This window comes from Bombella intestini (genome assembly GCF_002003665.1).
GTDB lineage: Bacteria > Pseudomonadota > Alphaproteobacteria > Acetobacterales > Acetobacteraceae > Bombella > Bombella intestini.
This window is the reverse complement of record NZ_JATM01000003.1, coordinates 166,040-190,206: the sequence shown is the minus strand read 5'-3', so window position 1 is coordinate 190,206 and position 24,167 is coordinate 166,040. Positions and strand designations below refer to the sequence as shown.

Annotated in this window: 23 protein-coding genes; 11 read left to right on the top strand and 12 right to left on the bottom strand. The window is 57.0% G+C overall.

Annotated elements, in window-relative coordinates:
• Nucleotides 1-12 precede the first annotated feature (12 nt).
• From AL01_RS05740 to aat, 8 genes are all read right to left on the bottom strand, one after another.
• Nucleotides 13-726: an ATP12 family protein gene (locus AL01_RS05740; RefSeq protein ID WP_077396505.1), complete on the bottom strand. Its 714-nt coding sequence runs from the start codon at nt 724-726 to the stop codon at nt 13-15.
• Between the two features lie 23 nt (nt 727-749).
• Entirely contained in the window at nt 750-3,356 is a 2,607-nt protein-coding gene (locus tag AL01_RS05735; RefSeq protein WP_077396504.1) for an AsmA family protein, read from the bottom strand.
• A gap of 58 nt (nt 3,357-3,414) precedes the next feature.
• The gene (locus AL01_RS05730) at nt 3,415-4,386 is read right to left on the bottom strand and encodes an RluA family pseudouridine synthase (RefSeq protein ID WP_077396503.1); all 972 of its coding nucleotides are present in this window, start codon (nt 4,384-4,386) and stop codon (nt 3,415-3,417) included.
• A complete protein-coding gene (locus AL01_RS05725) occupies nt 4,383-5,765 on the bottom strand; it encodes a replication-associated recombination protein A (RefSeq protein WP_077396653.1) in 1,383 nt (460 codons plus the stop codon). Before AL01_RS05725 ends, AL01_RS05730 begins: the two co-directional genes overlap by 4 nt.
• A gap of 49 nt (nt 5,766-5,814) precedes the next feature.
• On the bottom strand, nt 5,815-9,108 hold the full coding sequence (locus AL01_RS05720) for a YhdP family protein (protein WP_077396502.1): 3,294 nt from the start codon (nt 9,106-9,108) through the stop codon (nt 5,815-5,817).
• A 143-nt stretch (nt 9,109-9,251) separates the two neighbouring features.
• Nucleotides 9,252-9,770 (bottom strand): thioredoxin-dependent thiol peroxidase, encoded by a 519-nt coding sequence (gene bcp / locus AL01_RS05715; protein WP_241502722.1) that lies wholly within the window; start codon nt 9,768-9,770, stop codon nt 9,252-9,254.
• Nucleotides 9,771-9,774: 4 nt separating this feature from the next.
• On the bottom strand, nt 9,775-10,623 hold the full coding sequence (locus AL01_RS05710; protein WP_241502721.1) for a hypothetical protein: 849 nt from the start codon (nt 10,621-10,623) through the stop codon (nt 9,775-9,777).
• Between the two features lie 133 nt (nt 10,624-10,756).
• Nucleotides 10,757-11,404, bottom strand: coding sequence for a leucyl/phenylalanyl-tRNA--protein transferase (gene aat, locus AL01_RS05705; RefSeq protein WP_077396501.1), 648 nt, complete (start codon nt 11,402-11,404; stop codon nt 10,757-10,759).
• A 31-nt stretch (nt 11,405-11,435) separates the two neighbouring features.
• Here aat and AL01_RS09330 point away from each other — a divergent pair, with 31 nt between their 5' ends.
• The gene (locus tag AL01_RS09330) at nt 11,436-11,633 is read left to right on the top strand and encodes a hypothetical protein (protein ID WP_143280707.1); all 198 of its coding nucleotides are present in this window, start codon (nt 11,436-11,438) and stop codon (nt 11,631-11,633) included.
• 88 nt (nt 11,634-11,721) lie between these two features.
• Here the strand turns inward: AL01_RS09330 and AL01_RS05700 are convergent, their stop codons facing one another.
• Both AL01_RS05700 and AL01_RS05695 read right to left on the bottom strand, forming a co-directional pair.
• Entirely contained in the window at nt 11,722-12,540 is an 819-nt protein-coding gene (locus tag AL01_RS05700) for an EcsC family protein (protein ID WP_077396500.1), read from the bottom strand.
• A gap of 53 nt (nt 12,541-12,593) precedes the next feature.
• Nucleotides 12,594-13,013 carry an EVE domain-containing protein gene (locus tag AL01_RS05695; protein ID WP_077396499.1) on the bottom strand — a complete coding sequence of 140 codons (420 nt, stop codon included), beginning with the start codon at nt 13,011-13,013 and terminating at the stop codon, nt 12,594-12,596.
• Nucleotides 13,014-13,239: 226 nt separating this feature from the next.
• Here AL01_RS05695 and AL01_RS05690 point away from each other — a divergent pair, with 226 nt between their 5' ends.
• From AL01_RS05690 to AL01_RS05650, 10 genes are all read left to right on the top strand, one after another.
• The gene (locus tag AL01_RS05690; protein WP_077396498.1) at nt 13,240-13,989 is read left to right on the top strand and encodes a heme ABC transporter permease; all 750 of its coding nucleotides are present in this window, start codon (nt 13,240-13,242) and stop codon (nt 13,987-13,989) included.
• A complete protein-coding gene (locus tag AL01_RS09535; protein ID WP_143280706.1) occupies nt 13,986-14,177 on the top strand; it encodes a heme exporter protein CcmD in 192 nt (63 codons plus the stop codon). Before AL01_RS05690 ends, AL01_RS09535 begins: the two co-directional genes overlap by 4 nt.
• 32 nt (nt 14,178-14,209) lie before the next feature.
• A complete protein-coding gene (gene ccmE, locus AL01_RS05685) occupies nt 14,210-14,758 on the top strand; it encodes a cytochrome c maturation protein CcmE (RefSeq protein ID WP_077396497.1) in 549 nt (182 codons plus the stop codon).
• 1 nt (nt 14,759) lies between these two features.
• Nucleotides 14,760-16,778 carry a heme lyase CcmF/NrfE family subunit gene (locus AL01_RS05680; RefSeq protein ID WP_077396496.1) on the top strand — a complete coding sequence of 673 codons (2,019 nt, stop codon included), beginning with the start codon at nt 14,760-14,762 and terminating at the stop codon, nt 16,776-16,778.
• Nucleotides 16,775-17,389, top strand: a complete 615-nt coding sequence (locus tag AL01_RS05675; protein WP_077396495.1) for a thioredoxin domain-containing protein — start codon at nt 16,775-16,777, stop codon at nt 17,387-17,389. The genes AL01_RS05680 and AL01_RS05675 overlap by 4 nt, the downstream gene beginning before the upstream one ends.
• A complete protein-coding gene (locus AL01_RS05670; protein ID WP_077396494.1) occupies nt 17,386-17,841 on the top strand; it encodes a cytochrome c-type biogenesis protein in 456 nt (151 codons plus the stop codon). The genes AL01_RS05675 and AL01_RS05670 overlap by 4 nt, the downstream gene beginning before the upstream one ends.
• A gap of 4 nt (nt 17,842-17,845) precedes the next feature.
• Nucleotides 17,846-18,304, top strand: a complete 459-nt coding sequence (ccmI, locus tag AL01_RS05665; RefSeq protein ID WP_077396493.1) for a c-type cytochrome biogenesis protein CcmI — start codon at nt 17,846-17,848, stop codon at nt 18,302-18,304.
• Nucleotides 18,301-18,669 (top strand): hypothetical protein, encoded by a 369-nt coding sequence (locus AL01_RS05660; protein ID WP_077396492.1) that lies wholly within the window; start codon nt 18,301-18,303, stop codon nt 18,667-18,669. Before ccmI ends, AL01_RS05660 begins: the two co-directional genes overlap by 4 nt.
• A gap of 81 nt (nt 18,670-18,750) precedes the next feature.
• The gene (locus AL01_RS05655) at nt 18,751-20,418 is read left to right on the top strand and encodes an NAD-dependent malic enzyme (RefSeq protein WP_077396491.1); all 1,668 of its coding nucleotides are present in this window, start codon (nt 18,751-18,753) and stop codon (nt 20,416-20,418) included.
• Nucleotides 20,419-20,459: 41 nt separating this feature from the next.
• Entirely contained in the window at nt 20,460-21,866 is a 1,407-nt protein-coding gene (locus AL01_RS05650) for a class II fumarate hydratase (RefSeq protein WP_077396490.1), read from the top strand.
• Nucleotides 21,867-22,004: 138 nt separating this feature from the next.
• On the opposite strand, the gene purF is transcribed toward AL01_RS05650, so the two are convergent.
• The gene (gene purF, locus AL01_RS05645; RefSeq protein WP_077396489.1) at nt 22,005-23,447 is read right to left on the bottom strand and encodes an amidophosphoribosyltransferase; all 1,443 of its coding nucleotides are present in this window, start codon (nt 23,445-23,447) and stop codon (nt 22,005-22,007) included.
• Between the two features lie 141 nt (nt 23,448-23,588).
• On the bottom strand, nt 23,589-24,143 hold the full coding sequence (locus tag AL01_RS05640; RefSeq protein WP_077396488.1) for a CvpA family protein: 555 nt from the start codon (nt 24,141-24,143) through the stop codon (nt 23,589-23,591).
• Nucleotides 24,144-24,167 lie beyond the last annotated feature (24 nt).

Sequence of the window (24,167 nt, the reverse complement as noted above, 5' to 3'; positions counted from 1 at the left end):
GCTTTTTTCTTATCAGCCGTTCAGAGCTCTACCCTGCGCCAAATGTAAAAAACGGAGCGCATCGGCAATATCCGTGTTCCGCTTCTCCAACAATGTGGCCAACTCTTTATCATGGCCCCACTTTTCCAGCTGGCGATATTCATCCGCATGGGCCAAATGCACGGCATCATCGAAGCTGACGACATCATACACCAAGGCCAACGGTAGAAGCAGACTCCCCGTGATGGGCACCATCACACCTAGAGCTGCCAGAATAAGTGGCTCCCGTGCGGAAAGGTACCGCTTCAGAGCCTCCTTATAAGTTTCTGGCTGTGTTAGCGGCATGAGGCCATCCGTCATAGCAGGATGCAGCCCCTGCTCCGCCGCCCAATCCCGGATGCGGGCTACCACCCTCTCATCCTGTGCGGCACTCTGATAGCAAAGATTGTCATCAATGCCATAAGCATGCAGAGCGGCTTCCATAGCGGCACGATCAGGCAGGATACGCTCGATATAGCTGCCCGCAATACGTGTCAGGGCCAGATCATCAGGGGTAAACTGCGCCCCTACAGCAATCTGCTTCCATTCCTCCGCAAGGGCCTGCGCCAGAACGGGTGATGTCACAGCCAGAAGCCCCCCAGCAGGCAGCTTGACGGGGCGGCCATCCAGCAAAGGCCCTTGCTGGCCCTCTTCACCAACCGGCCCCACTGTTACCTGCTTCCAGAACCGCTTGTGGAACTGCGCCATGACGCCGTCCTTTCTTTCTCTGTTCAGTTACCACCAAGGCCGAAGGCACGCAGCAAGTTGCCTGCCTTGCTGGAGCCACCCTCATCCCGTGCAGGGAGGGCTAGCCCCTTCCGACCGGCACGGGCCTGCTGCACAGCATAGGCGCAAGCATCATTACCAAAGTTAGCCGTATTCAGCGTGGCCTGATCCTTCCCTTGCGCCCCGATGTGGAACGTACCTTTCTGCCCGGAAAGAACCAGCGGAGTGGAGAAATCCGCTCCCACAAGAGTGACGTGCGGAACAAGCTGGAGCGTATAGCTCATGTCATCCAACGTCATCGTGCCCTGCCCGATAACGGAAAGATGCTTCACTTCCAGTGCCATATCATTGAAATGCGCCTGCCCATGGTCAAACCTTACCGTCCCAGCTAGGCAACGCAACCCCATCGTGCCGGACCCCAGCTTCAACAGACTAGCCTCAGGCCCTGCTAGAGGCGCAAGAACATCTCGATGAACACGGCCATCCACAAGTGAAAGACCTATTTGTCCATCCAGCCCCTGCCACAGGGCCGCAGACTGTGCCCCCTCCGTGCCAATAGCACCATCCAACTGCACAGGCCCTTCAAACATTATGTCCTGCCCTAGCAAGGTTTGCACCCAGCCTGCAGGCAAGATGAGAGGATCGGCTTTCATGCCCATCCGCACGGGTTCTTGAGAGCCATCCAGCACAATCTCCCCCGAGAGAGGCACATCCTGCACAGTTCCTTCCAGCACGGACAGACTCAATCGCCCTTCCAGCCCTAGAAGGTGCAGATGTACCCCCTGATAGGCGATGCCCGCTACATTAAGCCGATCAGCCATTACATCAATATCTGCTGGTCTAGTCGCCATCCCTCCAAACCACTGGGTCAGAAGCCCTGTAGGGGTCTTTCCATGAGCAGGAGCAGACTCAGGCTTCTGCACTAGCTGTGATTTATCTTCAGACTGATGAATACCAGCCGGTGATGTGGTTTCGGTTGGTGCCATAATAGGGGCGTATGTAAAGCGGTCCCCGTCCAGATGAGTCAGATGCAGCTTACCCATCAGCCCGGCTTCTGGTTGAACAGGAAGTTCAGCCGACACTGTGCCGCCAATTTCTTGGCTCTCAAACTCCACATCCTGAACAGACAAGGATGACACACCAGCATCCTTCACCGGCCCCATGATAAGCTGTCCCTTCACATGACCATCATGTACCAGCAGGCCGGATAGCCCCCTGATGTCGGGAAGCTGGAGCAACGCCGCCTGACCGGAGAGAGCTAGAGTACTCCCCTGCTGGCCGACCTGCCCCTGAAGGTCGAAGGATACATGATCCTGTCTGGCATCTGTTTTAGCGGCATCATTACGATTGAAGAGACTGGATAATGTCCTATCCTGCCCCTGCACGTTCAATTTCAGCCCAACGGAAGCCGGGTCTCGACTAAAAGCGGCGATCCGTGCCTGCTGGAGGCTTTCAGCCTCCCCATGAAAGAGCCATGCATAACGCCCCCAAATCGCCTGCCCCTGTAGCACAAGCGGTGCCTGCGCACTGTCTGCATCAATTTGGATATCACTCAGCTGAAGAGGCGCTGCAATATGCCACTCTCCTGCGGGCAAGCTGACACTACCGAGATGGACATGAATCTGATCCGGCACCAATCTACCCGGCAAATGGAGCAGAGCATCCGTCAGGGCCATATCGGCCCCATTTGTAGCGGCGGAAGTAGAACCCACCCCGTCATCGCTATGGAAACGGATCGTACCTTCCAGTTGCCCAAGGTCAGCCGGAAGCGCATGAGGGAAAAGATGCCTCATACCCTGCAAGGACGACCAACGCCCCGAAAGAGTAAAGTTCACACCCTGCAGATGATGAGCATCCCGCATGACACCATCCAACGTGGCATGATCCTGATGCTCCCCCTCTCCTAGCGTCATGCCCAGACTGAAGGCCCACGGGTCTTTCTGCTCTGCTTTGGCCGACACCAGCCGGTTGAGCGGCCCAACCCGCCCCCGCAGTGTAAAGGGCGTATGGTCGTGCGAACCCTGCAGGTCCACCCACGGGCTGGCACTGCGCATTCCTGCCAAGTCCAGACTATCAATATGGAGATGCCCGCCCGCAGGAACATGGCCGTCTGATAAATCATCCTGCCATGAAAGTTCTGCGTTGGTCAGGTGCAGCCCCCCGAAACTGACTTTCCAACGGGGGCTAACCCGGCCATCGTGACCCGGCAGAACCACCGCTCCTTTATCCTGCGAGATCATAGGCAGCCATGTAGAACAGTCTTTCTCACTGGCCCGATGCAGCATGATGCCCGCTCCCTTCACCGTAAATTGCTGAAAGGAAATTTCCCGGTTCAGGATGGCTAGCAGAGACATATCAGCATGGACAGAACGAGCCGCCACAAAAGGCGTGCAGCCCGGGCGGGTCAGCACCACATTAGTTGCCTGAAAAGACGGCCAAGGCAGAAGCTGAAAGGAGGTTTCCCCCATCTTCAATTCCAAGCCTGTCTGACGCTGGAAAACTTCCTTGACGCTCTGACGCAACCTGTTCTGGTCTATCAGAAACTGCGGAGCAAGGCTTATGCCCGTCAGCACCACTATCAGTCCGATCAGGATTGCTGCCAGCTTCTTCATCTGCCTGTTGTCCTTGTTCTCTTAATCCGCAAGAAGGGCCGCTGCCCCTGCCAGCCTATTACCGTGTCCGACGTGGTGCCGGTGTATCCCCCGCAATGAAACCCAACATCTGGAAGGTCTCACGCATATGAGGCGGCAAAGGAGCGGCTACCTGCAACCGTCCCCCTGCCGGATGTGGGAAATCCAACATCCGAGCATGAAGATGCAGCCTGTCGGGGAAACCTTCCACATGGGCCGTTTCACCTCCGTAGCGGGGGTCCCCAAGAATGGGGGTGCCTAGACTTTCTGTATGGACACGCAACTGATGGGTGCGCCCCGTCCAAGGGGAGAGAGCCAGCCAGCTAAAACGCTTGCCGGTAGCATCCAGCGTTTCATAGGAACTCTTGGCACTCATTGCATCCTCCTCTCCACGAGAGACAGGAACGATAAGCGAGGCTCCGCCGGCTCCAACCTTAGCCAATGGCTGGTCGATCACACCTTCGGCCGGGCTGGGCCGCCCGACAACCACTGCCCAATAAGTCTTGCTAACATCCCGCCCCCGGAAAGCCGCTGCCAGTTTGGCCGCCACACCGGGAGTACGAGCCAGAAGCAGGATACCGGATGTATCACGGTCAATACGATGGACAAGACGGGGCTTGTCCCCACCTTCTGGCCGCAGGCCCTCCAACATCATGTCCACATGCACAGTAATACCGGGGCCACCCTGCGTTGCCAGACCAGATGGCTTGTTCAGCACGATCAGATGATCGTCCTCATAAATAATCATGTCCCGCAGCTGTTGGACCAACGCCGGATTAGGCGGCGGCGGTGGTGCGGGGCGGCTCTGGTCTGGCAGCGGCGGGATACGGATGCTCTGGCCGGGATAAAGCCGCTTGTTGGGCTGCACACGGCCCCCATCAACCCGCACCTGCCCCTTACGGCACAGTTTCTGCAAGCCACCCTGTGTCAGATTGGGATAATGACGACGGAACCAGCGGTCGAGACGCAGATCGGCCTCATCTTCGCTGACAATACGATTCTCTACACTCATGACTGGCGAGATGCCCGTTTCTGCGCCAACATGTCTAGCCGTTTCCTGATTCTTTCTTCAAAACCACGATCAACTGGTTTGTAAAGGGTCACTCTTTCCATGCCATCGGGAAAATAATTCTGGCCGGAAACGCCATCCTCACAATCGTGATCATACTCATAGCCCTTCTTATACCCCAGCTCCTTCATCAAAGCCGTGGGAGCATTGCGAATATGGGCGGGTGGCATGAGACTACCCGTCCGCTTCGCCAGAACTCGGGCCTCGTTATACGCCTTATAAACAGCGTTGGATTTGGAAGCGACTGCCAAATGAACCACCACCTGCGCCAAGGCCACCTCACCCTCCGGGGAACCGAGCCGCTCGTAAGCAGCTGCCCCAGCCTGTGCCAAAGGCAGAGAGGTCGGGTCAGCTTCACCAATATCCTCACTAGCAAAACGGACAAGGCGGCGGGCGATATAGCGGGGGTCTTCGCCCCCTTCCAGCATCCTAGCAAACCAGTAAAGACCGGCATCCGGGTCACTCCCCCGCAAAGATTTATGCAGGGCAGAAATCAGATTGTAATGTTCATCCCGGTCCCTATCGTAAAGGACGGGCCGCCGGGAGAGGGACCGGGCCAATTCATCCGGTCCCAGAGGCGATGCCTCACGTTTTGTCAAAGATAAAAGCTGCTCAACCATGTTCAGCAGATAACGGCCGTCTCCATCCGCCATGGCCCGCAGAGAGGTCCGTCCCTCGTCCGTCAGCGGCAATAATCTCCCAGTTTCATGCTCTGCCCGCACCAGCAACTGCTCCAGCGCAGCGTCATCCAACCGGTGCAGCACCAGAACCTGACAGCGCGACAGGAGGGCAGAGTTCAGCGTAAAAGACGGATTTTCCGTTGTCGCACCTACCAACACTACCGTTCCTTGCTCCACATAGGGCAGGAAACCATCCTGCTGAGCACGATTGAAACGATGTATTTCATCAACAAACAGCAGCGTACCCCGCCCCGTGGCCTCGGCCTTGCGGCGGGCTTCATCAAACGCTTTTTTCAGATCTGCGACACCGGAAAACACGGCAGAAATCTTAGTATAAAAAAGCCCCACCCGTTCTGCGAGCAACTGAGCAATAGTCGTCTTACCGCATCCCGGCCCGCCCCAAAGAATCAAACTGGAAAGATGGCCACTCTCCAACATGCGGGTCAGCGTACCCTCTGGCCCCAGAAGATGGGTCTGCCCCTGCACATCATCCAGCGACTGCGGGCGCAAACGGTCCGCCAGTGGCTGGGTTCCCGTCCCACGGCGTGATGAGGAAGATGCTGGACGGGCGGCTTCCTCATCACGCTGGGAAGCCTCCCTAGATGAGGGACCACCAAAGAGGTCCGGCATAATATCCGCCATCATCATCTCTCCTGCCTTTCCCCGGTCTTACCAACTCGGGGTCACCCTCTTACTCAAACAAACGCCGCAGCCCACCGGGCAACAGAGCTGCAAACGGGTTAACATGCATCTGCGGCTTATCCAAACTGCCGTCCAGCTTATAGGTCATCGCCATGATGCCACTGCCTTTTCGAGCCCCAAAGACACTTCCAGCAGCTTGATTGATCCCGAAAAATGGAGAGATAGTTCCCTGCATCTGCACAGTGGACCGCCGGAAGTCCAGCTGCCCTTTCATGGTTGCTCCTAGAATGGGATTATTGATCTGGGCATCGGCTAATTCAAGCTGCTCTCCGGCCACCTTGAAGGCGGCCCGCAAGCGGACATCCTCAAATCGTTTACGGGAAATCTGCCCCCAATGCAGAGGAGCTGCCAGCGTAGCAATAACAAGCAGCGCAGGCGGGTTTTCCAGCGTCAGATGATCCAGCTTCACGGTTCCTGCAAAAGGTGGCAGGCCAAGACCAAGCCCCATTGTACGCTCTGCACTGGTCACATTGGAACCGGCTGGAACAGGCTGGCAGCGTCCTTCTAGAGCAACCGCCCCCCCAATAAGCTTGTCGTAAACATCCAGAGAAGCCAGCAACTTTCCAAGATCAGCGATGGCAAATCTGACATCTAGCACCCCTATCCGGTGAGCATCCGGCACGAGGTCGAAACTAATGGCAGGCTGTGCCACGTGCAGAGAGGCCCCCTGAAGACGCTGCGCTGCCCAATGCAGGTTGGCCGAGACACGGCTAGCTGTCTGCTCCCTACCATAAATCATCCGATCAGCACGCAGCCCGATCGCCCAGATACCCGCTGGTAGAATAGCCTTGCGGGGCACATCAGCGGATGACCGTCCATTTCCTTCCGGCGTTGACCGGGCATGGGACGATTGTACCTTCCCGGCGGCATGACTGCCCAGCCAAGGGGTAATATCCAATGTGCTAGCCTGAACGGAAATCTGATAACGCTGGTCATCAGGTGTCCCATTCTTCAGCGGCCAATCCACCACAGCACTGCCAAGCGTCCGCCCAAGCTGAAAATGGGTAAGGTTGATCCCTCCCAATTGACCGGACCGCACCCGCCCTTCAGCCTGCACGGCAAGTTGTGGCCCATAAGCCGTTACACCGTCCAAGCGGGTTATATGCCCATCCTGCCATGCAATACCCGCTTGAAGCCCAGCCGCCACCCCGATTGGCTTGCGCCAAAAATGCGCCCGGACCCCCAGCCCTCTGAGGTCCAGTTGCACCGCCGCCGTCTCCTTCTTATGCCCAGGGCCCTCGCCATACTGGCTGTAAACAACATGCCCCTGCCCTCTGCCCTGCATCACAGAATCCTGCGTCAGGGTCATAGGCAGCCCTAGACTACGAAACTCTTTCGGCCCCAGAGGAGCTGTCAGGTCCGCTTTCAGCAACAAGCGACCCGGCGTGTTGGCTTGGAAACTATCGAATAAATTGCCTGTTACCGTCACGCCACGAAACTGGGCACTGCCCTGTATGGTCAACCCGACATCAGTAAGGGAAAAATGCCCATTCCCCCGCTGAAGACGCCCAAAGGAGGGCATGGCAAACCAGACGCTCTGAAAGTCAAAATCCGCTCCGAAATCGACATTCTTCATCAGAACATGATTCTTGAGAGGCAGCTTTAGCGACAGCGTCCCCTTCAGTTTACCCCCTGTATCCGCTGGATTAACTGGATGCCGGGACAGAAGGTTAAGCCGCGGGTACGATAGAACAGCAACGAAAGACGGAAGAGACCCTTCCAACCCCAATGAGAATTCACCCGTCTGCTCTCGCTCCAGCAAATCATTAAGAACGATATGCCCGGTCGGCACAGTTACAGTGCCCCCTCTGCCATCGGCTAAATGCCCATGCTGCACATCGATCAACAACCGGTCATTATCAACAAAATGGGCATAGGCATCCTCCCCTGTAACCTGCGGCATACCCTCCAGCCACGTCACATTCAGGTTATGGCCTGTCAGCTCCCCACCCAGCTTGCGGACATCCAACCCATCGAACCCGCTGTCGCTCGTAAAATAAAGCTGGAGCCTGAGATTCTCACCACGACCAGCCGTCATGTTGGTTGTCATCCAGCGGCGGGCTCCACGGGCTGTACCATCCGGCCAGACACTCGCCAGTGTCGCAAAATCGAACTCTGGGACGGTGCCATCCACCGTCATTTCCATAGCCTCAGGATGGCCCGGATGACCAAAATTTCCATGAACATCCAGAAGAAAAGGTACCGTCCTACCAACAGAATCCAGAGCTTTCAGGTCTGTATGCAGTGTGAGCACCAAAGCCCCCGCCTGCCCTGCCTCCAAAGGTTCCAAATGGAAGGAAGACTGCCCGGAAGAAACCCGGAAAGGAATCTTGCCGGGTCGGTCAATTTCACCCGTACCAGCAGTAATCTCACCGGCTATATGGTCAAAATGACCCAATAGACCCCAGCCATTCAACTGACCTTCCAGATGAAAAGCGAGAGGTAGGTTTGGAATGGCCATACCCCGCTTCTGTACGGGGGAAAGCGGTAGCCATGCCGCCAGTGCCGGGAAACGAACAGAAGACAGATTCAACTGCCAGCGGGTATGCTCCTCCCCCTCGGGGCTCATTGTCCCTGTCAGATGAACCGTGGAATCGCCCGGGGCAGCCCCCAGACCATCCCCCTGAATAAACGCCTCCATTTCTCCCTGCCAGCCGCTCCGCTTGGCGTAATCGGCCTTCAGCTTTGGCAAGTGCACAACTAGGGCTGAAGATGGGGCGGCCTCATCCTTGATGGTCAGGTTGATATCCTGAAGATCAAGATGATAGGGCATGACAGAGGCCAGCGGTGGCGTAGCGCTACCACTCTGATGATGTGTTCTGTACTTCATGCGGCCAAACTGGATATGCCCCTCGGCATCCCGGAACGCCACAAGACGCAATCCCTGAACGTCCAACGATCGTAGACCGACCTGCCCATGCAACAAGCTGGCCAGCCGGAAAACAACCCCGACATGGTCAAGCTGCTGCTCTGGCATGTCTGCGATGGCCTCGTCAGCCGCTCCACCCTCGGGACTGGCCCGGTAATGGACATTATCGAGGCTCAACAGAATTTTTGATGAATGACCGTTCTTTCTCGGTTTCCATGACAGAGCCATACGCTCCCAGCGGAGTTCTCCCCCACTCAGATGGGTCAGAGTACCACCCCAGCGATGGGATAGCCCCGTCACGTCCAGAGGCCCTTGAGCGAGCCGCCCGAGAAGCAGAGCCACCGCCAACAACAGCCCTACTAGCGGTACTAACAGCCCTAAGGCCACACGGCGCAGGATTATCTGCCATCTCATGTCACGATACCCCGGGAAAAACGCATATCAGGATGCCTTGAAACAGAAAAACCCCAGACAGAAGGCCACCTGACAGGGCCAGACAAACACAGAACCCGGCTTATATACCCGCTCCCGAACGGTCGCAGAGCAACGGAGGCCTGCTAGCCAAGCTGGGCTAGAGCCTCCTGCACCCAAGCCACATGCTGGGCTGGGCGTACCTTCCGCTTGAAAGCAGCAATACGCCCCTCGGCGTCAATCAGGAAGGAGCTGCGCTCAATGCCCATGAACTCCCGCCCATAAAGTTTCTTCTTCACCCACACGCCATAGGCCTCAGCCAGTGTATGCTCATGATCCGACAGTAAGGTGAAGCTCAGTGCCTGTTTCGTGATGAATTTCTCCAGTGCACTCACGCCATCGGGGCTAACACCCAGCACTTTCAGCGCACCACCACCGGGAATACGCAGCTCGGCCAAATGATCACGCAGATCACAAGCCTGCGTGGTGCACCCCGGTGTAGAAGCCCGTGGGTAGAAATAGAGCAGATACGGTGTCCCTTTGAGGGCTTCGCTGCTCACCGTCTCTGCCCCAGCAGGCCCCATACCTTCCAGCTCGAAATCAGGGGCCGAACTACCAACAGCCAACGCCCCGCCATTATCTGAAGCCATTTTTCCCTGTGTCATGCTCTTAATGCTCCGCACTGTTAGGCTGGTCGCCATGGGAAACACTACCATCCCCCACGGAATCATCGGGGCTGTATGGCTGGTCTGGCACTGGTTTGCCCTCCGCACCAACATGGCCGGAACCATGAGTACTACCATCCAACGCCGCCCCCGGCACAGGCTGAGCCTGCGGTCGGACTGGAGGCTTTCCCTTAAGAAATGGACTAAATCTCTGGAACCCTGCAGGCGGCTGGAAACGGTCTGCTGGTATATCCTCATACCGCACAGAAACGGCCTGCAAATGCCCCTGCAGCCCATCTGCATCTACACCATCCTCGGCGAGAATAAGGCCATCTTCTGTTACGCAGGCTGTGGCCTTACCTCGGGGACTGTCTATAGACCATTCTTGGCAGGGCACATCAGCGATCCGTTTCATGCCACCTGCATGGTAGGTCATGTCTAGACTGAGCAGAAACGTATTATGCAACCCATGCATCGGGCGGAACTGAATGTAACGCTGCGCCTGCATACTGATGAGCGTCATGATCTGATTAGGGCGGTCCAGAATGGTGGCACTCTGCCCATCATCCGGGTCGATCCGCAAACGATCTCCCGAAGCAGCAAAAGACACCGACACCTGATGCACTGGCCCGGCCTCCTGCCCTTTCCCCGGCAGAACTTCTGTTTGGAAACGATATGTCACCACGGCATCCCGTGTTGGGGCAAGCGGGGGGTGATCTGCTAGCGGGGCGGCATTGGCTGTACCGCTGACCAGCGCAATAGCGGCCCCCAAACCAGCGGCCATGACGGCCCCTCCGGACCACACCTTCGCCTTATCCCGCTTCTGCAAAGCCTCCCTGATACGCCACCGCATCCACATATCTCCCGCTATTCCATCCATATACCAGTATCAGACTGTTTCTCATCTGAAGATGAATGGCAGCATAACAGACCACGATGGCAGAGCCAGAGAGAAAATCTTACCGACCAACGTTGCCGGTAACGTCCTACATCATGCCCTCCAGCTCCGACTTCAAGGCTCCGAGGCTGACATCCCCCGGCCAGCGGGCAGGGTATTGCATAGCAACATCAAGCTGCTGCTTGTAAGCTGCAAAGGGCACCCCCACACAACCCAGACTAGCCAGATGCGGGGTTACATATTGCGTATCCAACAAACGATAGCCGCCCTGTCTCAAGGCGGCCATCAAATGTACCAACGCAATTTTAGAGGCATCCCGCACATGGGAGACCATACTCTCCCCAAAGAACGCTCCCTGAAGGGAAACACCATACAGTCCCCCCAGCAGTGCCCCACTTTCCCGGTCCCGGACCTCCACAGAATGAGCATGCCCCATACGGTGTAACTCTCCATAGAGCTGGCGAATACGCCCGCTAATCCATGTTTCCGTGCGGGTGGGAGTCAAACGTGCACAGGCCTGCATCATGCCGTCAAAGTCTTCATCGCTGCACAAACGATACTGCCCAGCCATGACGGTACGCATAAGCCGCCGAGGCAAAGCCGGTTTATCCAACGGGATGATGCCCCGCTCCTGCGGGCAGAACCAGTCCAGCTCATCGCTCTGCTCATCTGGAGCCATGGGGAACAGCCCTTCCCCATAAGCACACAAAAGCAGTTCAGCTGTGATAAGCTCCATTGATCAGCCTTTCATGTAGAGACGCCGAATCATGTCCAATAGCCCCTCTTCCTCTCCTTCATCACAGACCTATGTCTATACGATCGCTCTAGCTCTGTCCTTTCTCCTACAGCTTGTCTGGCCTGCATTAAGGCCACTCATGGATGTTATGCGGGTCCTCGCCCTTTTGGGGATTCTCATCTTTGGACCGCTGGAACTGTATCAACTCTTCCGCACCCGCCGGGGTTGAATCTCCACAAAAAAGAAAGGCGGCCCCATAGGAGCCGCCTTCTTCCTGTTCATCCATCCGCTGGTTACGGACGAGAGAGCACCGCTTTTCAGGCCCCCGGGTGACTACCCCGATAAGCCTCGGCGGCTTCTCGCACGGCATTACCATGGGTACGCTCCAGCCTGCGGATGGTAAAATGAGCCTTGGCCAAAGCCCGATAATGGGCAAGAAAGGCCGAGTTAATGGCCGCACCGCAGAGGGCCCCGGCCACTGGTACCATCTGGGCTGCCAGCTTACGGGAAAGTGCCATGCCATAATGCCCCGCTACCTCGGCCATCAGCATCACAAGGGGCTGCCCCCGCATCAAGCCACGGGCGGCAAAAAAGCCCAGCTCACCCTCTCCTGTCTGTTCCCCTATGCCTCGCAAGGCAAACACCTCTAGGCAAGCCCGGCGTGTTTCCTCGCTCTGCAAGTCTTCGCCATTTTCCTGCGCAATGGCAGCAATCTCTCGCATGATAGCTAACGTGGTAAAACCAACATCCGGTGCCATACTCATGAAGCCACCAAAGCCCCCCGCCGCACCAGAGACCGCCACAGCAGCCTGTATCAGATTCTCACGCCGTGCCCCGGAGGCAGCATCACCTTTCCGGCTTAGACCAAGAATAGAAATGCGGTAGGCCTGATCCAGTGCCGAGCTAGCCAGATTCTGGAGCTTTTCCTGAAGACCCGGCGCAAGGGACAGCCCCTGCAACCCCAGATGCGCAGCACGCCCAACGGCTCCGCCCATCAGATCACCCAGACGGGCCAACGTACCCCGGCCTTTCTCCACACCATCCAGCACGGCATGAAGCTGGGCTAGGGCTTCCGTATCAAGGTCCTGAGACAGGAAACTCGCACTGGGTACATGCTCCTTGCGCTGTTCCGTCATGGTTTGAATCTCCTCATGTCCAGAGCGGGCCGCCCGAGCGGACCGGTCCGTAATTACTGCGCTTTTTCCCACTGTCCCTTACGGGTCAGATAGGCAAATTCTTCCTCTGTTACCGGGGCAACAGAAAGGCGGGACTGCTTAAGTAGTGCCATACTCTCCAAAGCTGGGTCCGCCTTGATCTCCGCCAACGAGATGGGATTACGAAACGCTCCATCGGCCTTTACATCCACACAGACCCAGCGAGGATCATCGGCGGTTGGGTCTGGGAAAGCCTCCCGCACAACCTCGACCACGCCCACGATGCGCTTTTCTGTCACAGAATGATAGAACAGAGCCTTATCACCGCACTTCATGGCCTTCAGATTATTGCGGGCCTGATAGTTCCGCACGCCTGTCCACGGTTCGACATCATTCTTCACCTGCTCATCCCATGAAAAGGAGGCCGGCTCTGATTTGATCAGCCAAAAGGCCATGCGTCACTCTCTCCCTATTTTCCGGGCCGGGACGTTCGGTCCTTCCGGCCTCTGTATGTGCAGCCATATCGTGTACGACCGGTCGCTTTACAATGCCTGACTTTGACGCTTTTTCAAGGCTTGCGGCGTCCTGCTCTCTTCCATACGGACCATGAGAGCATGACCGCCACCAAAGCAGTACTATTTTTCATTTTTCTTCCTTTCGGGAAGCCGCCATACTCTCTCTATGTCTTCTTCCACCACCACGATACCATCGGGACGATGGACGGGTAGCCCTGCTCGATTCCTACATGTTACCCGCCCCGTCATCTTTCCATGCCTGTTCATTGGTCTAGCAATACTGACTGTGGGGGTAGTCTGGGGGCTATGCTGTGCCCCGGCAGACTGGCAACAGGGAGAGACGGTACGCATCATGTATCTGCACGTCCCCATGGCATGGCTGGCCTCGGCAGATTATGTGTTGCTGGCTCTCTGCGGGCTATTATGCATGGTCTGGCGGCATCCATTGGCCGGAATTGTAGCTCTGGAAGCCGGACCGCTAGGTGCAACAGCGACTGCCCTGTGCCTCATCACCGGGTCACTCTGGGGGAAGCCGGGCTGGGGAACATGGTGGGTCTGGGATGCACGGCTGACCTCCATGCTCGTTCTATTCTTCCTCTATATCGGCCATATTCTGATCATACGGGCTTTTGATGACCCCGTGCGAGGTCAGCGGGCTGCTGCTCTTCTGGCTCTGGCTGGAGTGGTGGATCTGCCGATCATCAAGTTCAGCGTGCAATGGTGGAACACCCTGCATCAGCCCGATAGCATCACCCTGACCGGGGCACCCACCATGTCCATGAGCATGTTCTACCCCTTACTTGTCTGTGCGACCGGCTTCACCCTAACAGGCATTGCCCTCCTGCTGATCCGCACCCGTACTACCTTGCTGGAACGCCGTGCCCAATCTCTCGCCCTGCGGGAGCCGCTGGTATGATACACCCCGCCCTTTGGCCCCCGCACTGGGGCTTCGTGCTGGCCAGCTACGGGCTAGTTATCACAGTACTAGCAATCATAATTACCACCAGCCTTCTCCGTCTGCGGCGCGCTTCGCAACGGCTGACCCTTATGCAGCGTCTTCACGACACAGCGGCAAATCCCGCCACGAGACAGGAAAAAGATTAACACACAGCCCCACTGGCTTTAAACGGGAGACCATGGCTGCATCACTTCCCTTCACCCGCCGCAAGGCCGGACGGTTCTGGATCATTCTGGCCTGCCTGCTCTGCCTTGGCAGTGCGGTGGGGTTGGTCCTCAATGCGCTCTCCAGCACTATTGTCTTTTTCATGGCCCCTTCGCAGGTAGTGGCCCATCCTCCAGCCCCGGCCCAGACCATCCGGCTGGGTGGCATGGTCGTAGCAGGCTCTCTCCATACCGACAAAACCGCTAACAACACGCCAGAAGCCCGCTTTGACGTGACAGATGGACAGGCTGCCATCACCGTACAATATCGAGGTATTCTGCCGGATTTATTCCGAGAGGGGCAGAGTGTTGTCGCCCTAGGCCGCTATGATGGACATGATTTCACCGCCAGCGAAGTTCTCGCCAAGCATGACGAGACCTACATGCCTAAGGAAGTTGCTGATGCCCTCCAAAAGAGTGGCCGATGGGACCCTCGTTTCGGCCCTCCACCAGATGCTGCCAGCTGGAACAGCATGACCACTCCGCACCCTGCCCCGCAGAACAAACAAGGAGCTGCGGAGTAACATGGCCACATTGGCGACTATTTTCTGCCCAGAAGGCGGACATTTTGCTCTGGCTCTGGCCTGCGTATTGGCCTTCATGCAGGCTATCTTGCCACTGATCGGCCTCCGCCGAGCAGAGAGTCCCCTCACCGCTCTAGCCCGCCCTCTGGCATTCAGCCAATGCCTTGCCCTGCTCTTTACATGGGCCTGCCTTATCATTGCCTCTCTGGGGAATGATTTTTCCCTGAAGCTCATTGCCGAAACCTCGGCCATTAACAAGCCTTGGGCCTATAAGATTGCTGGTCTCTGGGGCAATCATGAAGGCTCGCTGCTACTTTGGGTCACACTGTTAAGCCTGTGGTGTGCAGGGCTGGCCTTGCTTCCCGCCCCAACCACAGCCCGCCCGGAAGCACTCCCCCCCCGCCTGCGGGCTCGGATTCTGGCCTTATTGGGACTAGTGGAGGCTGGCTTCTTACTTTTCTGCCTAACGTCCTCCAACCCCTTCCTACGGCTCTGGCCGGTACCAGCCGATGGGATGGGGATGAATCCGCTTCTTCAGGACCCCGGCCTCGCTGTCCATCCACCACTACTCTATAGCGGTTATGTCGGCTTTGCCGTGCCCTTTGCCTTCGCTATTAGTGCTCTGCTGGAAGGAAAAGCTGATGCGCTCTGGGCCCGGTATATGCGCCCGTGGGTCATCAGTGCGTGGGCGTTGCTGACGCTGGGCATCACGTTGGGGTCGTGGTGGTCCTATTCCGTACTGGGTTGGGGGGGATATTGGTTCTGGGACCCCGTAGAAAATGCCGCCCTCATCCCGTGGCTGACGGGTACCGCCCTTCTCCATAGCATTCTTGTCGTGGAGAAACGCAATCTACTGCAAGGCTGGTGCCTATTACTGGCGATTGCCACTTTTGCCTTTTCCCTCTCGGGCACCTTTCTGGTGCGATCGGGCATTCTCAATTCCGTTCACGCCTTTGCCAATGACCCGGCCCGAGGGCTGTTTATTCTGGGCCTGCTAAGCCTGTATGGCGGGGGCGGCCTGCTCCTCTTTGCTATCCGTGCCCCCACCTTACCCTCCCCACAAACAGGATTTTCCCCGCTCTCCCGTGAAGGGGCCTTGCTGCTCAACAACATCCTGCTCTGCACACTTTGCGCCGTTGTGCTCACGGGGACGCTCTATCCGCCCTTCATGCAGCTGCTCTTTGGCCGTACCCTCTCCGTTGGTAAACCCTTCTTTGATGCCACGACCATTCCGCTCACTCTGCCACTGCTGGCCATCATGGGGGTGAGCATGGCCCTGCCGTGGCGGCAGGCTAGAGCGAACAAACTCCTGCCCCGTCTAGCCCCGGCTCTACTCGTCACTGCCGGGAACATCCTGCCTGCATTCTGGCTGTTCCCCACACCTCTAGCTGCTTTCGCTGCCCTGCTAGCCCTGTGGGTCATCAGTGCAGCCCTCTGTGACCTCATCCTCCGCCTGCGTGGCTTGCCAGCAGGGGACCGACAGCTTCACCGCCTGCCACGCAGCCTCTGGGCTGCAAGTCTTGCCCATATTGGGGTGGGCGTAACCATCCTTGGCCTATGCGGCATGGCGGGTAGTCAGGAACGCCTCATAGAGGCCAAGCCCGGCACCCATGCCACATTAACCGGGCGGGACTGGGAACTCACAGCACTGACAGCCCATCACGGCCCTAATTACGAAGCCGTGAAAGCACATTTAACCATCCGCCATCACGATGCCCATGGGCCGATCCTTGCCGAACTGACGCCAGAAATCCGCCTCTTCCCACAACAGGGGCAGCGGACATTACATGTCGCCATTCTCCACCGCCCGCTGGAAGACCTCTATGCCGCGCTGGGCAGCGTGAAAGAAGAGCATGACCCGCAGGGGCAGAGCCATTACACGGCTATTCTACGCCTGCATGAAAACCCCTTGGCCTCGTGGATATGGCTAGGCGGTATTATCATGGCCCTTGGGAGCGGGCTGCATCTTCTGCCCGCCCGGCGGCGTCCGCTGCGCATGGAAGGGAAAGTGCAGGCATGACACTCACACGCCGCCATCTTCTCGCTGCCCTGCCCGCTCTGGGAGCTGCTGGTCTGGGAGTGGGCTTTGTCCGTATGCTGCATGGGCTGAATCAGGGGCATTTTGACCCCAGAGCCATCAATACCCCTCTGACAGGCCGACCCGTTCCCGACTTCCCTGCTCTGCCACCACTCTCTGAGATGCCTTCCGCCCCGCCCGGTCTGACCCGTGGGGACTTCCAAGCGATAAAGCAGCCGGTTCTACTCTTCGTTTGGGCCTCATGGTGTCTGCCCTGCGTGGAGGAAATCCCCTTCATCCGCCACCTTGCCACCTCGCTGGCCCTTCCTCAGGGCAGCAATACTGCCCCACTGGCCCTCTGGGGCCTTTGCTATAAGGATCACCCCGCCCCGGCCGCCCATTGGCTAGAACAGGCAGGCCACCCCTTCGCCCGGCTTGGTATGGACCGGGAAGGACAAGCAGCCATCGACTGGGGCGTGACCGGCGTGCCAGAAACCTTCCTTATCATGCCCGATCCGCACACGGGGGGGCGCATTGTCTGGCATGGAACAGGTAGCCTGACCGACACTGTCTATCAGACCCATATTCACCCACAACTGGAGACAGTGCCATGAAGAGGCTCGTTCTCGCCCTCTTCCTGCTTCTCTTTTCCATCCCTGCTTGTTTAGCTGTGGATACACCCGATGAAATGCTGCCTGACCCAGCCCTTGAGCAAAAAGCCCAGCAAATAGGCCAGCAGCTTCGCTGTCTTGTCTGTCAGAATGAAAGCATCGAGGAGAGTTCTGCCCCTTTAGCCAGAGACCTGCGGCATATCGTTCGCTTACAACTCCAGCAAGGACGTTCCCCGAAGGACATCGAGGCATGGATGGTTCAGCGTTATGGAGAGTTCATCCGCCTACGTCCTTCTTTCTCCGCCATAACGGCTCTACTCTGGCTTATGCCTATTCTCAGCCTTATGGTGGCTCTACTGCTAGTACGCCGCCTTTGGCATCGTTCTGCACCCGCTCCCGCCCCCCTGACCCCGGAAGAACACCGCATTCTGGACAGCCTGCTGAAGAAGGACTGACCCTATGTCATTTCTACTCATTGCTCTTATCTGCCTGTTCATCGGGCTGCCTATCGGCCTGAGCCTCATCGTGCGCCTCCGGGTATCCGGGCAGACAGAAGACCCAACGCTCGCCCTCTATAAACGGCGTCTAAGCTCGCTGGAGCGGGACAGGCAAGCGGGCCTGTTGGAAAAACAACCTTATGATACTGCCCGTATCGAAACAGAACGGGAGATCCTCAATCACATTTCTGTCCCTCCCCAGAGCTTGTCTGGCGCCAGTAACATTCACAAGCTTCTCGGTATCGCCACTCTCCTCCTCGTCCCGTTATTGGCCCTGCTGCTTTATGCCATCAATGGGCAGCCCTTCTTTGGGCCGCAGCCTGCCAGTCAGATTCCAGCCTCAGCATTCCAGACATCACCGATCAGCCCACCGGCCAGCACCATGACACCCGCCACGGTGCCGCAGGATAGCAAGCCATGAAATCTAGTCCCTTTTCCCAACTGACCCGCACCGCTGCTACCCGACTGGATAATGCCACACATGCCCTGCCCCAACGCAGCTTGAGTGCCTGCCCCTGCTGCCACCAGCCTCTACAGAATACAGCCAGCCTGTGCCCCCACTGCCATGCAGAGAAACATTATGGCCCTGTGAGGCGAGAAAGCCTGATCTGCGCCCTCTGTGGACTAGCCTTAATCCTAGGCCTCACCCGGCTGCTTTTTCCCCAGCTCTTTGCCCCCGTCTCCCTCTGGGTGATTCCACTCATGCTGGCAGGGCTGGCGGCGGGGTTCATCTTCGCCCAGTTCCGCTTTGCCGGGGACAGGTGGATACGCCCGAACAAAAGGTAGAGACGGGTTCCTTTTACCCCCCCATCATCCTATCATTCGTCCTGTTTCCCAGCCCGCCACAAGTCCGGAGGATCAATACCCATGTCCGCTACGTTTTCGTCCCATTCCGTCACCCAGCGTGGCATGGCGGTGTTGAATGACCCGTTGCTCAACAAAGGTACGGCTTTCCCGTGGGAGGAGCGTACGGCTCTAGGGCTGCATGGCCTTCTACCCCCCGGCATCCATACGCTGGAAGAACAGGTTGAGCAGGCTTATGCCAACATCATGAGTGGAACAAATATTCTGGACCGGCATGTCCGCCTCCGGGCCATTCAGGACAATAACGAGACCCTCTTCTACGCCCTACTACAGAAGCACCTCACAGAACTCATGCCCGTTGTATACACACCGGGTGTCGGGCAGGCATGCCAAGAATTTTCCAAAATCTGGCAGAAACCACGGGGAATTTTTCTTTCCGAGGCCGACAAGGGACATATAGCCGACCGTCTGGCCGCCATCCCTAATGATAATATCCGCCTTGTCATCGTCACCGATGGGGAGCGCATCCTCGGGCTGGGTGATCTCGGAGCCAACGGCATGGGTATTCCCATCGGCAAGATCGCCCTCTATACGGCCTGCGCCGGAATCAATCCGGCCCTAATGATGCCCATTACTCTGGATGTCGGGACAGATAATGTCACGCTCCGCAATGACCCCACCTACATAGGCAGCCGCAGCCCTCGCCTGCGAGGGCAGGATTATGCGGATTTCATTGAAGAATTCGTCACGGCCCTTCAAGCCCGTTGGCCGGACTGCCTACTGCACTGGGAAGATTTCGCCGGACGCAATGCTGCCCCTCTACTCCAGCGTTATCGGGACCGCCTTCCCAGCTTCAATGACGATATTCAGGGCACAGCAGGTATCGCCACAGCAGCCATTCTCAGCGGCCTGAAAGCCAAAGGCGAAACGCTGGAACAACAATGTATTGCCTTTGCTGGCGGTGGTGCAGCGGGCATCGGCATTGCTGGTCTTCTCCTTGCTGCTATGAAAGCTGAAGGGTTGTCGCAAGAAGACGCTCTGAAACGCTTCTATATCGTGGATCGCAACGGCTTGCTGACCCACGACATGGAAGGGCTAAGCGAGGGACAGGCCCTTTTTGCCCGACAGGACGAAACAGCCCAGAACGGGCAGGGCCGCACTCTGGCAGACGTCATCAATCAGAACCACCCCACCATCCTGATAGGCGTTTCCGGTCAGGCAGGCCTCTTCAAAGAGAGCATGATCCGGGAAATGGCCACATATTGCCCCCAGCCGCTCATTTTCCCGCTTTCCAACCCCACAAGTCATGTCGAAGCCACACCAATGGACATCCTGACATGGACGGCCGGACGGGCCATCGTCAGCACGGGCAGCCCCTTCTCTCCGGTTGAGATTAATGACCGCAGCATCGTCATTGACCAAACCAACAATTCCTACATCTTCCCCGGTCTGGGGCTGGGGGCACTGGCCTGCAAAGCAAAGAGCATCAGCGAGGGCATGGTCATGGCCGCAGCGCAGGCTGTAGCTGCTCTCTCTCCGATGCAGTCTGGTGGGAAAAACCTGCTCCCGCCGATTGAGAATATTCATGATGTCGCCCTGCGGGTTGCTGGTGCCGTGGCCCGGCAGGCCCAGCAGGAACAGCTCTGCCTCCCTCTTGATGATAACGCCCTGCGGGAGGCTCTAGCCGCCCTAAGCTGGCGGCCCCGTTATCAGCCTTATCAGGCAGCCTGACCCTTCCCTTTCACTTTACTTCCGGCAGGACCTCTTCACTCATGGCAAATCGTACAGAAACAGACGGCCTCGGCCCGATTGATGTCCCCCAGACAGCCCTCTGGGGGGCTCAGACCCAGCGTTCGTTACGTTATTTCAGCATCGGGCAGGAACTCATCCCCCGTGAAATGATCGAATCTTATGCCATTCTCAAGCGGGCCTGTGCTGTAGCCAACGCTGCCAGTGGGCGGCTTGCCAAGGAGAAAGCCGATCTCATCATCCGCATCTGTGATGAGATTATGAGCGGCATGCATGACCGTCACTTTCCCCTTCATGTTTGGATGACGGGTTCTGGCACGCAGTTCAACATGAATGTTAATGAGGTCATCGCCAACCGGGCCAGCCAAATTACCGGTCAGAAGCTGGGCAGCAAAAAGCCACTGCACCCCAATGACGATGTAAACATGGCGCAATCCACCAACGACACCTTCCCCAGTGCCATGTACATCGCCAGTGCGCTAACAACCCATCGCCGTCTAATCCCGGCTCTGGAACGGCTACAAGGCGCCATCGCCCATAAAGCGGCGCAATGGAAGCATATCGTCAAGGTAGGCCGGACACACCTTCAAGATGCTGTGCCCATTACGCTAGGGCAGGAATGGGAAGGCTATGCCGGGATGCTGGAAGATAACCTCCAGCGGCTGGAACAGGCCCGGGATGGACTTTTCCCGCTGGCTCTGGGGGGAACAGCCCTAGGTACCGGTGTGAATACCGACCCTCAATTTGCCACACGGGCCTGTAAGGAGATTGCCCGTCTCACTCATCTGGACTTCTCCAGCGGGACGAATAAATTCGCTCTTCAGGGTGCGCATGATGCCTTAGTGCATCTTTCCTCCACCCTGCGGACACTGGCGGGCAGCCTCTTCAAAATCGCCAATGATATCCGCCTGCTCGCCTGCGGCCCTCGGGCTGGTCTGGGTGAACTGAACCTACCGGTAAATGAGCCCGGCTCTTCCATCATGCCCGGTAAGATCAACCCCACACAGGCTGAAGCTCTGACGATGCTGTGCCTTCAGGTTATGGGGAATGATGTGGTCGTAGGAATGGGTGGTGCCGGCGGAATGCTGGATATGAACGCCTACAAACCTCTGATGATCCAGAACATCATGCAGAGCCTTACCCTGCTCCATGATGGCATGGAGAATTTCCGCTGCTTCCTTATTGAAGGCACAACCGCCAATGAGGAGCATATCCGCAAACAGCTGGACCATTCCCTCGTGCTGGTTACGGCACTGTCCCCCAGCATTGGATATGACAAAGCTTCGCAGGTCGCTCATCATGCAGTGGAACATGGCCTGAGCCCCCGCCAGAGTGCGCTTGCCCTTGGCTTCATGACGGGTGAAGAATATGACCGGGTGGCTAACCCTAAACTGATGCTTCAGCCCAACATCACGCCCCCAAAAGCGTAACAGGAAAAGCTGATACACAGACAAAAAAGGCTTGGTGGAATGTTCCACCAAGCCCTTTTTTTTATCACATAACCCGGCAAGTTCGGCTCACCTAAACCGGTCTCAACGTCCACACCGGATTATCCAGTTGATTCAGCTTTACTGCTGAATCAACTTACCATCCTTATCAACCAGCGTGATGGGATAATCACCGGAGAAACAGGCGTCACAGTTCGTATGATTTTCTGCCGGACGGCCCTGATGACCAAGCGCACGATAAAGACCGTCAAAGCTAATAAAAGCAAGACTATCGGCATTAATAGCCTTCCGCATCTCCTCCAGCGAGTGACGAGCAGCCAGAAGGTGCTTTTCGGAGGGGGTATCAATCCCATAGAAGCAAGGGTGCTTGGTCGGCGGAGACGTAATGCGCATATGCACTTCCTTCGCCCCAGCGGCCCGAACCATATCGACAATCTTGCGGGATGTTGTACCACGCACGATTGAATCATCCACCAGAATGACCCTACGGCCTTCCAGCACGGCCTTATTGGCTGAGTGCTTCATCTTCACACCCAGATTACGAACCTGATCAGTCGGCTGGATAAAGGTCCGGCCTACATAATGGTTTCGCACAATGCCCATCTCATAAGGCAGGCCGCTTTCATGAGCATAACCGATAGCTGATGGCACACCGGAATCAGGCACAGGCACGACTACATCGGCCTCTACCCCGCTCTCCCGGGCCAGCTCACCACCAATGCGGGTCCGTACTTCGTAAACGGACTGACCTTCCAGAATGGAATCAGGCCGGGCAAAATAAATATATTCGAAGATACAGAAACGACGGCCAACATCACCAAACGGCCAAAGCGACTTCACGCCCTCCGCATTGATGACGACAATCTCACCCGGTTCAAGATCACGCACATAATCGGCACCAATGATGTCCAGCGCACAGGTCTCGCTAGCCAGCACCCAGCCACCCTGTTTATCCTCATAGCCGGGCATACGGCCCAGAACCAGCGGACGTACACCAAGTGGGTCCCGCATCCCTAACAAGCCGTTATCCGGCGTCAGAGTAATGAGGGAGTAAGCGCCCTTGATCTTCTTTGCCGCATCCATCAGACGCTCAATCACCGTATCATACAGTGAAATAGCGATGAGATGGACGATCACTTCCGTATCCATCGTGGAGTGGAAAATACAACCGCGCTTCACCAGTGCCTGACGCAGGGTGGCCGCATTGGTCAAGTTACCATTATGGGCCACAGCCAGACCACCAAACGCATAGTCAGCATAAATAGGCTGGACGTTGCGTACATGGGTTCCGCCCGTTGTACCATAACGGTTATGCCCGATAGCCGCTTCCCCCGGCAGGCCTGCGATTACATCCTGATTACCAAACACATCTCCGACAAGACCCAACGCCTTGTGCTGATAGAAGGCTTCACCATCAAAGCTGACGATACCGGCCGCCTCCTGACCACGATGCTGGAGGGCATGCAGGCCAAGGGCCGTCAGTGCGGCCGCATTCGGCACACCCCAGACACCAAAAACACCACATTCCTCGTAAGGACGACTGGACGATTCAGGAAAAGACATAATGGCAGAGCAAACCTGACGGGAAGAATCCCGCTCATATCTAAGTGGCACAGCAGTACAGGCAGCCAACCCCTTGAAAAAACCGACTATTTCCCTGCGTGAGGGAAGCCTGTCCGTCAGGGTGATGCCTGCGACCCCCCTTCAATGGCTATTCGATGGCAGAAAGGCAAGATGTTCCGACCATGAAAGCGGTATATAACCCTGTAAAAAAGCCACGCCACGCACGATGAATGGCGCAAAAACGCTCCCCTGCATGGCTGTCTCCAACCAATCTTGCGCTAAATAACTACCAGCACAGAAGAGCAAAACCAGCACGACATACCCACGCAGCAACCCAAAACCACCCCCCAGCAGAGCATCCAGAGGGCCGGAGAGTACCCCCCTCACGCTACGAGCCAACTGGCTGGTGAGCAGATTAAAAACAATCATGATCAGAGTGAACAACACAAGCCGCCCACCCCACACAAAGACCGGCGTACCCTGAAGGGATGGGGAAACGAGCGGTGCCACATGTGATAGAACCACATTCCCCCATCGGCCAACGAGCCAGAAGCTGCCAACCCAGACAAGCAACGCCCCGCTCTCCTGCGAGAAGCCCCGCACAAGCCCCCACAAAGCCGAAAGACCAATGAGGGCCAGAATACCCCAGTCCATCGCCCCCAGATGCTCCAGAAATGCCCCATGTTGGCCTGTCATTACGGTTCTGCCGCTCCTTCACCA

Bases quoted from the DNA above. Each gene is read 5' to 3' on its own strand.
- AL01_RS05710 (WP_241502721.1), bottom strand. From the start codon at position 10,623: ATGCGGTGGCGTATCAGGGAGGCTTTGCAGAAGCGGGATAAGGCGAAG.
- AL01_RS05640 (WP_077396488.1), bottom strand. From the start codon at position 24,143: ATGACAGGCCAACATGGGGCATTTCTGGAGCATCTGGGGGCGATGGAC.
- bcp (WP_241502722.1), bottom strand. From the start codon at position 9,770: ATGACACAGGGAAAAATGGCTTCAGATAATGGCGGGGCGTTGGCTGTT.
- aat (WP_077396501.1), bottom strand. From the start codon at position 11,404: ATGGAGCTTATCACAGCTGAACTGCTTTTGTGTGCTTATGGGGAAGGG.
- AL01_RS05720 (WP_077396502.1), bottom strand. From the start codon at position 9,108: ATGAGATGGCAGATAATCCTGCGCCGTGTGGCCTTAGGGCTGTTAGTA.
- AL01_RS05740 (WP_077396505.1), bottom strand. From the start codon at position 726: ATGGCGCAGTTCCACAAGCGGTTCTGGAAGCAGGTAACAGTGGGGCCG.
- AL01_RS09330 (WP_143280707.1), top strand. From the start codon at position 11,436: ATGTCCAATAGCCCCTCTTCCTCTCCTTCATCACAGACCTATGTCTAT.
- AL01_RS05700 (WP_077396500.1), bottom strand. From the start codon at position 12,540: ATGACGGAACAGCGCAAGGAGCATGTACCCAGTGCGAGTTTCCTGTCT.
- AL01_RS05735 (WP_077396504.1), bottom strand. From the start codon at position 3,356: ATGAAGAAGCTGGCAGCAATCCTGATCGGACTGATAGTGGTGCTGACG.
- AL01_RS05680 (WP_077396496.1), top strand. From the start codon at position 14,760: ATGGCCACATTGGCGACTATTTTCTGCCCAGAAGGCGGACATTTTGCT.
- AL01_RS05690 (WP_077396498.1), top strand. From the start codon at position 13,240: ATGTCTTCTTCCACCACCACGATACCATCGGGACGATGGACGGGTAGC.
- ccmE (WP_077396497.1), top strand. From the start codon at position 14,210: ATGGCTGCATCACTTCCCTTCACCCGCCGCAAGGCCGGACGGTTCTGG.
- AL01_RS05725 (WP_077396653.1), bottom strand. From the start codon at position 5,765: ATGGCGGATATTATGCCGGACCTCTTTGGTGGTCCCTCATCTAGGGAG.
- AL01_RS05730 (WP_077396503.1), bottom strand. From the start codon at position 4,386: ATGAGTGTAGAGAATCGTATTGTCAGCGAAGATGAGGCCGATCTGCGT.
- purF (WP_077396489.1), bottom strand. From the start codon at position 23,447: ATGTCTTTTCCTGAATCGTCCAGTCGTCCTTACGAGGAATGTGGTGTT.
- AL01_RS05655 (WP_077396491.1), top strand. From the start codon at position 18,751: ATGTCCGCTACGTTTTCGTCCCATTCCGTCACCCAGCGTGGCATGGCG.
- AL01_RS09535 (WP_143280706.1), top strand. From the start codon at position 13,986: ATGATACACCCCGCCCTTTGGCCCCCGCACTGGGGCTTCGTGCTGGCC.
- AL01_RS05650 (WP_077396490.1), top strand. From the start codon at position 20,460: ATGGCAAATCGTACAGAAACAGACGGCCTCGGCCCGATTGATGTCCCC.
- ccmI (WP_077396493.1), top strand. From the start codon at position 17,846: ATGTCATTTCTACTCATTGCTCTTATCTGCCTGTTCATCGGGCTGCCT.
- AL01_RS05660 (WP_077396492.1), top strand. From the start codon at position 18,301: ATGAAATCTAGTCCCTTTTCCCAACTGACCCGCACCGCTGCTACCCGA.
- AL01_RS05670 (WP_077396494.1), top strand. From the start codon at position 17,386: ATGAAGAGGCTCGTTCTCGCCCTCTTCCTGCTTCTCTTTTCCATCCCT.
- AL01_RS05675 (WP_077396495.1), top strand. From the start codon at position 16,775: ATGACACTCACACGCCGCCATCTTCTCGCTGCCCTGCCCGCTCTGGGA.
- AL01_RS05695 (WP_077396499.1), bottom strand. From the start codon at position 13,013: ATGGCCTTTTGGCTGATCAAATCAGAGCCGGCCTCCTTTTCATGGGAT.